This window comes from Amycolatopsis sp. NPDC039088, from assembly GCF_055598845.1.
Genome location: NZ_JBVKAE010000036.1, coordinates 61,873 through 74,535, shown reverse-complemented (window position 1 = coordinate 74,535; position 12,663 = coordinate 61,873). Strand labels below are relative to the sequence as shown.

The 12,663-nt window shown below is 68.9% G+C and carries 10 protein-coding genes; 3 read left to right on the top strand and 7 right to left on the bottom strand.

The window, feature by feature from the left end:
- Window positions 1-170: 170 nt before the first annotated feature.
- A complete protein-coding gene (locus tag ACZ7KI_RS34680; RefSeq protein WP_470277247.1) occupies window positions 171-989 on the bottom strand; it encodes an ANTAR domain-containing protein in 819 nt (272 codons plus the stop codon).
- A gap of 278 nt (window positions 990-1,267) precedes the next feature.
- Between ACZ7KI_RS34680 and ACZ7KI_RS34675 the strand changes: the two genes are divergently transcribed.
- Window positions 1,268-2,185, top strand: a complete 918-nt coding sequence (locus ACZ7KI_RS34675; protein WP_470277246.1) for an AraC family transcriptional regulator — start codon at window positions 1,268-1,270, stop codon at window positions 2,183-2,185.
- Window positions 2,098-3,438, top strand: coding sequence for a pyridoxal phosphate-dependent decarboxylase family protein (locus ACZ7KI_RS34670; protein WP_470277245.1), 1,341 nt, complete (start codon window positions 2,098-2,100; stop codon window positions 3,436-3,438). Before ACZ7KI_RS34675 ends, ACZ7KI_RS34670 begins: the two co-directional genes overlap by 88 nt.
- Here ACZ7KI_RS34670 and ACZ7KI_RS34665 read toward each other — a convergent pair.
- The 3 genes from ACZ7KI_RS34665 to ACZ7KI_RS34655 all read right to left on the bottom strand — a co-directional run bounded on the left by ACZ7KI_RS34665 (window position 3,431) and on the right by ACZ7KI_RS34655 (window position 7,598).
- Window positions 3,431-4,612: a cysteine desulfurase-like protein gene (locus ACZ7KI_RS34665; RefSeq protein ID WP_470277244.1), complete on the bottom strand. Its 1,182-nt coding sequence runs from the start codon at window positions 4,610-4,612 to the stop codon at window positions 3,431-3,433. The genes ACZ7KI_RS34670 and ACZ7KI_RS34665 overlap by 8 nt on opposite strands.
- Before the next feature lie 80 nt (window positions 4,613-4,692).
- On the bottom strand, window positions 4,693-6,678 hold the full coding sequence (locus tag ACZ7KI_RS34660; RefSeq protein ID WP_470277243.1) for a WD40/YVTN/BNR-like repeat-containing protein: 1,986 nt from the start codon (window positions 6,676-6,678) through the stop codon (window positions 4,693-4,695).
- Between the two features lie 116 nt (window positions 6,679-6,794).
- Complete coding sequence (locus ACZ7KI_RS34655; protein ID WP_470277242.1) at window positions 6,795-7,598, bottom strand: sulfite exporter TauE/SafE family protein; 804 nt, start codon at window positions 7,596-7,598, stop codon at window positions 6,795-6,797.
- Window positions 7,599-7,690: 92 nt separating this feature from the next.
- Between ACZ7KI_RS34655 and ACZ7KI_RS34650 the strand changes: the two genes are divergently transcribed.
- Window positions 7,691-8,464 (top strand): AraC family transcriptional regulator, encoded by a 774-nt coding sequence (locus tag ACZ7KI_RS34650; protein ID WP_470277241.1) that lies wholly within the window; start codon window positions 7,691-7,693, stop codon window positions 8,462-8,464.
- Between the two features lie 711 nt (window positions 8,465-9,175).
- Here ACZ7KI_RS34650 and ACZ7KI_RS34645 read toward each other — a convergent pair.
- The 3 genes from ACZ7KI_RS34645 to ACZ7KI_RS34635 form a co-directional block, all read right to left on the bottom strand.
- A complete protein-coding gene (locus ACZ7KI_RS34645; RefSeq protein ID WP_470277240.1) occupies window positions 9,176-11,113 on the bottom strand; it encodes a hypothetical protein in 1,938 nt (645 codons plus the stop codon).
- 132 nt (window positions 11,114-11,245) lie between these two features.
- The gene (locus tag ACZ7KI_RS34640) at window positions 11,246-12,061 is read right to left on the bottom strand and encodes a DUF1206 domain-containing protein (protein ID WP_470277239.1); all 816 of its coding nucleotides are present in this window, start codon (window positions 12,059-12,061) and stop codon (window positions 11,246-11,248) included.
- Window positions 12,062-12,222: 161 nt separating this feature from the next.
- Window positions 12,223-12,654: a YybH family protein gene (locus ACZ7KI_RS34635; protein ID WP_470277238.1), complete on the bottom strand. Its 432-nt coding sequence runs from the start codon at window positions 12,652-12,654 to the stop codon at window positions 12,223-12,225.
- Window positions 12,655-12,663 lie beyond the last annotated feature (9 nt).

The following is a 12,663-nucleotide window of genomic DNA, read 5'->3' as shown; positions in this document are numbered from 1 at the left end:
CTCGACACCACACTAAATAAACACCCCCCCCCCCCCCCCCCCCCCCCCCCCCTCCCCCCCCCCCCCCCCCCCCCCCCCCCCCCCCCCCCCCCCCCCCCCCCCCCCCCCCTCCTCCCCCCCCCCCCCCCCCCCCCCCCCCCCCCCCCCCCCCACCAAGGCGCCTTCACCGCTCAGTCGGGCAGGTGCAATTCCGTATGCCGTTTGGACAGCATCTCCGCCAGTTCCCGGAGTTTGACGTTCATGTTCTGCGACGTATGCCGCAGGACTTCGAACGCCTCGGCCGCGTCGATCCCGCGCCGCGCCATCAGGATGCCCTTGGCCTGCCCGATCGCGTCCCTGCTGTCCAGTGCCTGCTGGAGCTGCTCCTCCTGGAGCTGGCCGCGCGTGACCGCCTGCGTGGTCGCCAGTGCCAGCGACGCGTGTGTCGCCAGCAGCAACAACACGTCCCGGTCTTCTCTCGCGATGCCGTGCGGACGCCGCGAGTAGACGTTCAAGGCTCCCGACAGCTGCGAACTCGACGCTTCCGGCAGCAGAGCCGTCGAAACCAGCGAGTGGAACCCGAGCGTCGCGGCGGCAGGCCCGAACCGCGGCCAGCGGGCGTCTTCGGCGAGGTTGTCGCTGAAGGCCGCCGCCGGTCCCGAAACCCGCGCCGCTTCGACGCAGGCACCTTCCCCGTACTGATACTGCAACTGGTCCAGTTCACCGGCGATCTCGTCGGTCCGCACCGGCGTGTGGAATCCGCCGTCGGGATCGAGGAGGGTGACACTCACCAGATCCGCACCCGGCACCAGGTCCCGGGTCGCGAAGACCACGCGCTCGAGCACCGCCGCGACCGAGCCGGAATCCAGCAAAGCCCTGGTCAGGGATACGAACTGGGTAACCAGTGGCCCGGCGACAAGCCGGGGACCGTTCTCAGGGGTCACTGGCAGTTCGCCGACATCCTCGACGAATCGGTTCTTGTCCCGCTGCCAGTCGATTTCATTGGCCAAAGCCCGCCTCTCCCACTTCTGCACATCGGCGTGATGCACCGCGGGAGCCACCGGCGGGAACCGGCGCCGAGCGCGCACCATCAACCGCCGCAACCAACCCGGTTACCGGCGGATCGGCGCTAACTTCTCAACGCTCAGAACCGCTTTCTGAAGCCGACCTTAGCCGAATGCGATCGCCCCGCCTACCGCGACCCACGTGCCGACCGCCCCTCGTGAGTGGTAATGACGGTCAGAAACCGTCATCACCACTTACGAGACCCGCGGGTTACGCTGGCCGGGTGGAAGCTGGGGAGTTCGTCCACTACCGGTGTCATCCGTGCTCACCCGAACTGGGCGTGCTGCACGCCCGCTACCGCCGCCACGTCTTCGGCAGGCACGCCCACTCGACCTACACGATCGGCGTGGTCGAACACGGGTCGGAGGAACTTTCCTACGGCGACGATCGCGAGTACGTCGGTCCCGGCGACGTCGTCCTGATCAACCCCGAAACCATTCACACCGGGCGGGCGATGACCGGCGAAGGCTGGACCTACCACGCGTTCTACGTGCCCGTGGAGTTCGTGCGGTCCAGTCTCGGCGGAGCCCCGGCCCTCACCAGGAGGATCACGGACGATCCCGTGGTGCGGAACGCACTCCGCACGGCGGTCCGGGCGATGGCCGAGGACGTCTGCACGGCGGACACCCTGCTGTGCGCCGCGCTCGCCCACGTCTTCGGCCGGTACGGCGGGCTTCCGCACGAACAGGTTCCGGCGCGACCGGTCGCAGCCGCGGCCCGCGACATCCTCAGCGACGAACACCTCGCCCCGCCGAGCCTCGGCGAACTCGCGGAACTCCTGGGCACGACCCGGTTCGCGTTGTTGCGCGCCTTCCGCGCGACCTACGGCCTCCCGCCGCACGCGTATCTGACCCAGTACCGCGTACGGAAGGCGTGCACCCTGATCCGGCGCGGAGCCGGTCTCGCGGGAGCGGCCACGGCCGTCGGTTTCGTCGACCAGGCGCATCTGAGCAGGCACTTCCGCAAGACGCTCGGCATCACTCCCGGCCAGTACCGGCGCGCGGTGCAAGAACGTACAAGAACGGCGGGCCGGTCACCGCTTGACTGCGGGACATGCTCCCTCTCGAACCCTCCGACGCCGAACTGCGCGAACTCGGGAACGCGGCGCTCGAGTTCGTCACCTCCTTCGTCGCCGGGCTAGCCGACAGGCCCGCGCACGACCCCTCCGCCTTCGAGGGCGATGTCTCCATCACCGACGACGCCCGGCCGCTTGGCGAACTGCTCGACACCGTGGGCGCGGCGGCCGCGCTCGGCGTCGAGACCGCCGGACCGCGCTATCTCGGGTACATCCCGGCGGGTGGACTGGTCACCTCCGCGATGGCCGGGCTGCTCACACTGACGATGAACCGGTTCGGCACGGTCGCCGACATGGCACCGGGTCTGGTCGCGATCGAGGAAAGCGTCCTGCGGTGGCTGTGCGCGGAGTTCGGCCTTCCCGCCGGTTCGGGCGGGGTGCTGACCTCCGGCGGTTCACTGGCGACGCTCACCGCCGTCGTCGCGGCGAGACGCGCACCGGACGGCACGCTGTACGTCAGCGAGCACACGCATGTCTGCGTCGCCAAAGCCGCGTCGATCGCCGGACTGCCCCCGGAAAGCGTGCGGGTCGTCCCGGTGGACGACGAGCTGCGGATGGATCCGCTCGCCACCGCCCGCATGATCGCCGAGGACCGGCGTCGCGGGCTGGTCCCCTTCCTGATCGCCGGAACGGCGGGGACCACGGACACCGGCGCCGTCGACCCGCTGGCCGAACTCGCCGACCTCGCCCGCCGCGAAGACCTGTGGTTCCACGTCGACGGCGCGTACGGCGGCGCGTTCCAGCTGACCGAACGCGGACGTGCCCGCTTCGCAGGGATCGAACGGGCCGACTCGATCACCCTCGATCCGCACAAGGGCCTGTTCCTGCCCTACGGGATCGGCGCGCTCCTGGTGCGGGACACCACGACGCTCGATCGCGCGTACCACCGGCAAGCCGCCTACTACCAGGACCTCGGACAGCGTGAGGGACTGCCCGACTACGCCCATCGCGGCCTCGAACTGACCAGGGAGCACCGCGGGCTCGGAGTCTGGCTTCCGTTGCGGCTGCACGGTGTCCAATCCTTCCGGGACGCGTTGGACGAGAAACTCGACCTCGCCCGACGGGCCTACGAGGAGCTTCTCCGCGTCCCTGGACTGGAACTACCCTGGCCACCGCGACTGTCCACTGTGGTCTTCCGCTCGAAAGCGGGCGACGGCGCGACCGAACGGCTTTTCGACGAGATTCGCGCGCGGGGACGGTACCTGCTCACCAGTACCAGGATTCGCGGGCGGTTCTTCATCAGGCTTTGCGTGCTCAGTCACCGCACGCACGCCGAACACGTGCTGGGTGCCGTCGAGGAGATCCGGTCCCTCAGCTGAACGCCGCCAGCCCGTCCAGCAACCTGTCGACGTCCTCGGCGCTGGTGTACGGCGCGAGCCCGACCCGGAGCGCCGGGTCCTCCAGTTTCAGTGCCGCGAAGACTTCGTAGGCGTAGAAGGAACCCGCCGGCGCGACGACGTTCCGTTCGGCGAGCCGCCGTTGGGCCTCGCGTTCCCGTCCGCCGAGGCTCATCAGGATGGTGGGGGTCCGCTCGGCCGCCTTGCAGTGGACGGTGATGGCGCCTCCCAGTCCTTTCTCCAGCCTGGTGCGGAGCGAGAGTTCGTGGTCGTGCAAGGAGTTCAGCGAACTCGTCAGCCGCTCTCGCCGCGATCCGCCCACTCCCGGGTCGATACCGGCGAGGAAGTCCACGGCGGCGGTGGCGCCGGCGAGGATCTCGTAGGGCGGAGTGCCGAATTCGAACCGCTCGGGCACGGTGCCGGGCGACGGTACGAGCTTGTCCGGCTCGACGGTTTCGAGTAGTGCGGGCGACGCGCCGAGCACTCCGCAGTGCGGGCCGAGGAACTTGTACGGCGAGCAGACGAAGAAGTCCGCTCCCAGCGCGGGAACGTCCACCCGATCGTGCGCGGCGTAGTGCACGCCGTCGACGAACACCAGCGCCCCGGCGTCGTGGGCGAGATCGGCGATCCGGCGGATCGGCGGTTTGGTGCCGAGGACGTTCGACGCCGCCGTGACCGCGACCAGCCGCGTCCGCTCGGTGAGGACGAGGGAATCGAGGTCGACGTCGGTGGTTTCGGGGTCGATGTCGATCCAGCGGACGGTCACGCCTGCCCGTTCGGCGGCCTGGATCCAGGGCCGGACGTTGGCGTCGTGGTCGAGGCGGCTGACCACGATCTCGTCGCCCTTCCGCCAGGTTTTGGCCAGGTGCCGGGAAAAATCGTACGTCAGCTGGGTGGCGCTGCGGCCGTGGACGATGCCCTCGGCCGGAACGCCGAGGAAGTCGGCGTAGGCGGCGCGGAAGCCCGCGACCGCGTTCTCGGCGTTGAGTTCGGACGGGCTGACCGTGCCACCGTTCGACAGCGGGCCGGTCAGCGTCGCGGCGATGGCGTCGCCGACTTGCCGGGGTGTCTGGGTGCCCGCGGGTCCGTCGAAGAAGGCGGTTCCGCCGTCGAGAGACGGGAAGTGGGCCCGGAGGGCGGCGACGTCGATGGCCATGACCTCGACTCTGACAGCCGGAGGTGGACCGAGTAAACGCTTCGTGGCCGGAACTTTCTCCGGCCACGAAGCGTTTCGGCTCAGTACAGCGTCAGGCGGTACGCGCCGGATTGCGCGGTGCCGGCGAACAGGTACCGGCCGTCCGAACTGGTGGTCAGGGAGAGCACCCTGGCGTCGGGAAGGTCGCCGGGCATCGGCGACCAGGTGCGGCCGAAGTCCGTGCTGCGCAGCACGCCTCCCCCGGTCGAACTGCCGGCGAACCACACCCGGAAATCGAACGGATGCGGCAGGATCCGGCTGATCTCGCGCGGGTCGTCACCGTCGCGGACCCGGCGGAAAGTCCGGCCGTTGTCCTCACTGAGCAGCAGGCCCGCCCCACCGACGAGAACGCGGCCGCCGCCCCAACGGCTCACCGAGATCGAACTGACCGGTTCGTCGGACACGTGGGTCCAGGTCTTGCCGCCGTCATCGGACCGGGACAGGCCGCCGGAGTCCCCGCCCCACACGCGATCCGCGTTCCACGGGTCCCCGGCGAAGGCGATGAAGCCGATGTCGGTGGGGAGCTTTTCCCAGGTCTTCCCGGCGTCGTCGCTGCGGTAAAGGACGTAGCCACTGGGAGCGAAGGCCGAGACGAACAGCCTGTCCGGGGCGGCCGGATGGGCGAAGATCGTCCTGGGGAGGCCCTCTTTCGCCTTCGCCGCGAACTGCCAGGTGCGGCCGCCGTCGCCGCTGCGCAGCACGTCGAGCGCGAAGCCGTTCCGGGTGACCTGCCAGACGACGTCCGGGCGGCTCGGCGAGACGGACAGGCGCGCGTCTTCGTGCAGCCGGTCGGTGGGGTGCGACTGCCAGCTCCTGGTCGTCGCGGTGACCTTGCCGCGCGGCAGCGGGGTGTTGTAGATCTCCTGCACCCCGGCGGCCACGATGTTCTCGCGAAGAAGGTTCCCGCTGGTCACGAGGTCGCGAATGGATTCACCGGGTACGCCGATCTGCTGGTAGCCGCTCTTGCCGCCGTCGGCGTACACCCCTCGGTACACCGAGGAGATCAGCGTGGTGGCGGGTTTGCCCGCCACAGCCGGGAGTTCGGCCATGTCGCTGACCCCTTCGCCCGGCGCGGGCACCGGTTTGCGGGTCCAGGTACGGCCGCCGTCCGAGCTGACGTCTATGTCGTTGTACGTCGCGACGTACAGGCGGCCGCCGACGAAGTGCGGTTCGCGCAGCGGCTGCCCGCCGGGATCGCGGCGCAGCACCGTCCAGGTCTTCCCGCCGTCGGTCGAACCGTGCAGTTCGGGGCCGACCGTGACCACGAACCGCTTGCCGTCCGAAGTGACCTGCCCGACCTCGCCGTTGACGCGGTAGACGAGTTCGGCCTTCGGCTCCTTGCCGCTGACTCCGCGGACCACCCACAGCGAGTACTCCGGGTAGACCGTCGTGAAGTAGGCGTCGTCGCCGACCAGGGTGAGCTTGAGCCCGCCGACCGGCGCGGCGAGCCCTTCGCGGGGCCACGTCCTCGGTACGTCGTTCCAGTTCACGCCGCCGTCGGTGCTGACACTCAGCGAGTCGAGGTTCTGCACCACGACGACGCGACCGGTCGGGTCCGTGGCCATGCCGAAAGCGCCGTCGGGATACCACTCGCGCAGGGTCTCCCACGTCTGGCCGCCGTCGGTGGTGCTCAGCAGCAGGCCGCGCCACTCGCCCTGCACGCCCGCGGGTTTGTTGCCCACCGCGAGCATCCGGTCGGGGTTCACCGGATCGGCGAAGAACCCCTGGATGGCGGTCTCCGCCGGGAGCCCTCGGCGCGCCGTCCACGAGGCGCCGCGATCGCCGGAGAGCCACAACGCCGGCGGGCTGGGCTGCATCATGAGGAGGCCTGCGGGGGACACGGCCAGCAGGCCGCCGATGCTGTTCGGACCCACCGCTTCCCAGCCGCCACGCGGCAGCCCGGTCGCGTTCACGTCCGGGGAGGCGGGCAGTGGGCCGGCGGTGGCCGCGGACGGGATCCCGGTGGTCCCGAGAACCGTCAGCAGCCCGAGAACGAGCATGCGTTTGGTGATCGATCTCAGCTTCATGCGGAGAATCTTGGCGCAAGATCCGGCAAAGGGATAGAGGATTCATCGGATCTATTGCCCGCAAGACTCGCTTCTGTCCACTCAGACATCGGATCTGGAGCCGACTCATCGGATCACTAGCGGAGGACGATCGCTATCAACGCGGCGGCGAGCAGGGTGAGGTACGCGATCGCGTGCACGCGGTCCGGGATCCGGCCGACCACCCGGCGGGTCACGGCGATCGTCGGCAACGACCCGCACAACAGCGCGGCCGCGGCCACCAGATCGATGTATCCGAGGTGAGCGACGCCCGAAGAAGCACCCGTCGCCGCGAAGGCGTAGACGGCGGTGCCGATCACCGCCACCGGCAGGCTCAAGGGGTTCGCCAGCGCGGCCGCGTCGGCCATCGGCAGCCCCTTGCGCCGCATCAGGGGCACGGTGAGCACGCTGCCGCCGACCCCGAGAAAACTCGCCACGGCACCGATCCCGGTCCCGCCCGCGGTGGTGGTGAGCCCGCCGAGCGCACGGGGTGGCGTGTCGTCTCCCCGGCTCACGAACCCTTTCCGGAGCACGCTGTCGGCGATGGTCAACGCGAGGTAGGCGACGAAAAGCCAGCGCAGGACGCTTTCGTCGGCGACGGTGGCGGCGAAGGAACCGAGCACGGCACCCAGCCCGATGAAGGCGATGAGCGGCCAGAGGTAGTCGCGGCGAAGCCTCCCCGACCGCAGTTGCGCGAGGGTCGCGCCGCCGGCGTTGACCACCATCACCGCGGCCGACGTGGCCACCGCCACGTGCATCGCACCCAGCGCGTTTCCCGGTTCGGCGAGCGCGAAGGAGTAGACGACGGGCACGGTGATGAAGCCGCCGCCGAATCCGAAAAGGACGGTGGTGACGCCGCTCAGGCAACCGAACCCGAGCAGCAGCAGGATCTCGATCAGCACTTCTTCGACGGTAGGCGTTCCCGGGGCGGCGGGCATTCGAAAGGACGCCATTTTCTTTCGCGTATCGGACAAGCTCGGGTAACCTCGGTGACGTGCGTGACATCCCCATCGACCAGGTCGACCACCTCGACCGGGCGGTGGTGGCGATCCGCACCGATTACCCGCCGGGGCACCGGATTCCCCGCCACCGGCACCGGCGGGCACAGTTCCTCTACAGCGCGACGGGGTCGATGCGGGTCGAGACGGCCGAGGGCACGTGGACCATCCCGACCCGCCGCGCGGTGCTCGTCCCGCCGGAGACCGATCATCAGGTTTTCACCACGACCGTGAGCACCAGGAGCCTGTACATCGAGCCGAAGGCGGTGCCGTGGTTCCCTCGGCGTTGCCAGGTCGTCGAGGTCTCGGCGCTGCTGCGGGAACTACTGCACGAGGCCGTCGACGTGCCATCGCTGTACTCCGCGCGTGGCCGGGACGCCGCGGTCATCGGCCTCACCCTGCACGAGATCCGCCGATGCGCCCCGATCCAGCTCGATCTCCCGCTGCCGGGACACGAACGGCTACGCGCCCGATGCGAGTCCTTTTTGGACGATCCGGATATCCACGACTCGATCGGCGACTGGGCTTCCCGGCTGCATGTGAGCGAGCGGACGGTGAACCGGCTCTTCACCGCCGAGACCGGGCTGAGTTTCGCCCGCTGGCGGCAACGGGCCTGCGTCCTGCATTCCCTGTCGCTGCTTTCGGACGGCCAGCCCATCGCCGGGATCGCCGCCTCGCTCGGCTACGAGAGCCCTGCCGCGTTCTCCACCATGTTCACCCGGCTTCTGGGCACCTCGCCGAGGGACTATCGCGCGGCGTCCGCGCTCTGACACGGCGGGCCGTGCTGCTTCGGCGTACGCGGTGGGTTGCGAAAGCCACTTTGCCAACCTTCAGCGTTGCGAAAGTGGGTTTCACAACGCGCCGGTCGGCTTCGCCCGCTACAGCGGAACAAGGCAACGCGTCGTGGTGGACATGGCGGGAGCAGCGCGGTTTCACGAGGGGGTCGTGAGTGATTTGAGTCGTTCTATTGAGAGGTAACCCAAACGTGGCGTGCCCCGGCGTGGGTCCGGACCGGCTGACGGGAGCGGGGACGGCGACTGGTCTGTCCACAAAGGACCCTATTTGCACGGGTAAGTGTCCAACTTGGGCGTTATGCGTGGTTTCGCGAGCGGGTCGTGAGTGCGAAGTAGGGTTCTAACCCTAACTAACACTCACGACCCCCTTCGAAACCGTACATACAGGCATCAATCGGACATGAAGTCGTCCAATGGTGTCCCCTGTGGACAGTCAAGGAGGCCCCACTGTCTCAGTGGGGAGTCCTTGATTGCGACCAGTCCGCGAAGGCCTCCTTCGCTACCTTCAGGGCAGGGAAGGGAACCTTCACGTCAGCGAGGCGATCACGCCATGTTTGCCTTACCCCTCAATAACCCTCATTATCACTCACGACCCCACACATAACCGTACATAGAGACGCAAATCGGACAGCCAACGTCCCGACAGGAAAGGAGGCCTTCACGACAGCAGAATCCAGCGCCAGGGGGTCAGTTCCGCAGCCAGCGGTCGAACCAAACGAGGTTCTGGTTCATCGCCGCCGCCCGATGCCGCGGCTGATGGAAGACATGCGTCTCGTCGCCGAAGAGCACGAATTCGGCAGGCACGTTCTTCCCCTTGACGAACTGGTGGATGCTCAACGTGAGCGAACCGGCGGCGGGGCCCACCTGCTGCAGCACCGGACCGTTGACGTGTTCGGATGTCTGCCCGGAGCCGGGGATCAGCGACGGGCTGCCGCCCTCACCGGCGGACGCGGCCTTGAACACGGTCGAGTGTGCGATCGCCTCCTCGCTGACGAACGCGCCCCGGCTGTAGCCCATGATGCCGGCCTTGCCCTGATCGGCGGTTCCACCGTCCACTTCGGACTTGACCGCAGCTTCCATGGCCGCGACGGCGTCCCCCGGATCCTGGGTCGACCGCGACTCGTTGACCAGCAGGACGACATATCCCTTCGCGGCGAAGACCTGCGACGGATACTGCCATTCGTTCTCCTCCGCCATGAACCGCTCGGTGGCGTCGTAGCCATGGGTGATCACGACGGCCGGGCAGCGGCTCTCCCGGCCACAACGCCCGGGGACGAGACGGTAGCCCGTCGCCCGATTTCCGGAAGGCAAGGTCCACTCCGCGCGCTGCGGGCGGGTCAGCCGGACACCCGCGGCCCAGCCGTTCGGGTCGTGACCTTCGCGCACGGACCCGGTCGCGGCGTCCACGACGACGAGCCGAGGCGGCGAAGCGACGTCCTCCCGGACGCAGAGACCGAGACTCCGGGCTGTGTCGAACGAGCAACCGGACAACGTACCGTCAGACGGGGAAACGGGCGACAAAGTGCCTGAGCGGGTTGCCGCGTAAAGGGTTTCGCGCCGGTCGTCGCTCGCCATGGCGAACACCCGGTCACCCGCCGTCGACCACCACGCGCTGCCAGACGACGACATCCGCGTTCCGGCGGGCAAGGTCGCGACCGGTTCCGGAGTACCGCCGCCGACGGGTACGGCCAGCAGCTTGTCGTCCTTCGACGCGAGGAGGAAACGTCCGTCCGGGGACCAGGCGGACGGCAGCGGACGCGCCTTCGCGGTGTCCACAATGGTCACTTGACCGGTTGCCGCGTCCAGTATCCGTGCCGTGTCGATATTGTCGGTGGGCCGCTGGCTTTCCCTGGTCACGAACGCGAGCCGGGTGCCGTCGGGTGACCACGCCATACCCGGTTTGCCGGGGACGGCGAGCGGGCCCATCACGAAGTCGGCGATATGCCGCTGTTTCCCGGTCGCGGTGTCCAGCAGCCACAGCCCGTTCCGGGTCAGGTCGTACTCGCCCGTCTCCAAGGTCCGCAGATCCATCGTCCGCTCGTCGAAGACGACGCCGCCGGCGGTCGGCCTGCCGCCGGGCCGCGGCGTGGTGAACGCCAGCCTCCGCCCGTCCGGTGACCATTCGAACGCGAGGATCTTCGCCGGATGCGGCGGCACGTTGGCCAGCCGGAACGCCTCGTGCTTACCACCGATCAGGACGGCGGGACCGGCGAAATCGAGCGGTTTCGCCGGCTTCCCGCCTCGCGCCGGCACCTGCCAGATCTCGTCGGCGCCGTCGACCGCCGCGAGGTAGGCCAGCGAGGTCCCGTCCGGCGACCAGCGCAGGTTCGTGATCCGGGCGGTCGTCCCGGTCACCGTCGCGACCGTCCTGACCTCCGCCGGTTTCGCCAGTGGCAGCACGAGAACCCGGCTGGTGACGGTGTTGTCCGCGACCGAAGGCTCGGTGACGACGGCGGCGCCGAACCGGCCGTCCGGAGAGGTCCGGAGTTCACCGATCCGGCGGGTCTGCACCACGTCCGTCACCCCGATATCGGGTATCGCCGCCACTCCGGGCGTCGAGCCCGCCACCACGATCGTCGTCGCCACCGCCAACGCCATTGCGGCCTTGCCCAGCCTATTCCCCATCGCCGTTCCCCTTCGTCCAGTGGAAGATCACTGCGACGTCAGGCTAGAAACGGCGCTCCTGCGCGCACATCGTCCGGCGGGGCCGGGCGGAGTCGACTTCAGGAGGAGAGTGTTCTGTCCCCCAGAGCGGACTCAACCGCGTTGTGCCCGTGCCGCTCCGCCGCAATAGACACCGAAAGCGGCGACTCCGACCGCCACCACGAAGAGCAGCACCGTGCCGAACGGCTGAGCGGCCAAGGTGCGCAGGGCGGCGTCGAGCCCGCCCGATCGGGACGGGTCATGCGTCAGCGCCGCGTACCCGAGAAGCACCGAGACCACGCCGAACACGACACCCCTTGCCACGTAACCGATCTGCCCCAGCCGCTCGACCCAGCGCCGGGTACCCGGCGGCAGCGACGAGAGGTCGAGATCCTGCACGAAGGTCCGCCGTACCCCCTTCACCACGGAAGCGACGGCGACCCCGAGCACGATGACGGCCACCACGATCACCAGGAACGGCCCGGCAGGCAACGCGAGCAGCCGCGCGGTGAACTCCTGCTGCTTCTGGTCACCGCCACTCTGCTGCCCCGCCCCCGCGGCCAGCCGGGCCGCGTACACGCCCAGCCCGATCCCCACCACGCAGCGCGCTCCGGACGTCACCCGCTTGACGGTGCGGCGCCACTCCTTGTCGATCCAGGTGTATCCGACCGCGGCCAGCAGCGCCTGCCACAGCCCATACGCCACCAGCCCGGCCGCGAGCACCCACAACAGCACACCACCGAGCGGCGTCGAGCCGACCTCGGTGATCGCGCCGCGCCCGTCGGCCTCCTGACCACCGCCGCCGACGGCGATCCGCACCGCCAGGTACCCGATCAGCAAGTACACCAACCCATAGCAGCCCATCCCGATCCGCCCGAGCACCTGCACGGTGCCGCTGTGGCGGACCTGTCTCGCCTTCGTCCCGGACATCCTGCTCACCTCCGCCGTCGACATCCTCCGAGTGTCGCGGTCGACGGCCGGGTCCGCCGCGCGACTGGGCCATCCGGCCGAGTGCTGCGCCACCTGGCCGGGCTGGCGGCGGCGCCGACCGCGGGTGATCCTGGTCGGCGCCACCGGCGAACAAACCCGGGTCAGGGTTCGAGATCGGTCATCCCTTTTCCGCTCGCGATGTCGAGCGGGACCGAAACCTGATCGTGGGTGATCAGCCAGCGCCCGTCGATCTTCCGGAAGCCGAAGGTCCCCCGGACCCACATCCCGCCGACCGCGGTCCCGTCGTTCGTCGTACCGCTGAGCCGCCCGAAGCAGTGTCCGAACGCGACACTTTCGTCCACCGTCAACCGCAGATCGCGAACCTCGTAGGTCACGTCGTGGAAGAACACGAACACCCTCGTCCAGTTCTTCAACTTCGCGTCGATGCCGACATGCTGCAACGGCGGGTCGATGTCGAAGGACACGACGTCCTCGGAGTAGAGCCGCCGGAGACGATCCAGATCCTTGGCCTTGATTCCTTCGACGATTTCGCCGATGTGCCGCCTGAGCTCGGCTTCGTCCGTTTCCCGCATCTTCAGTCC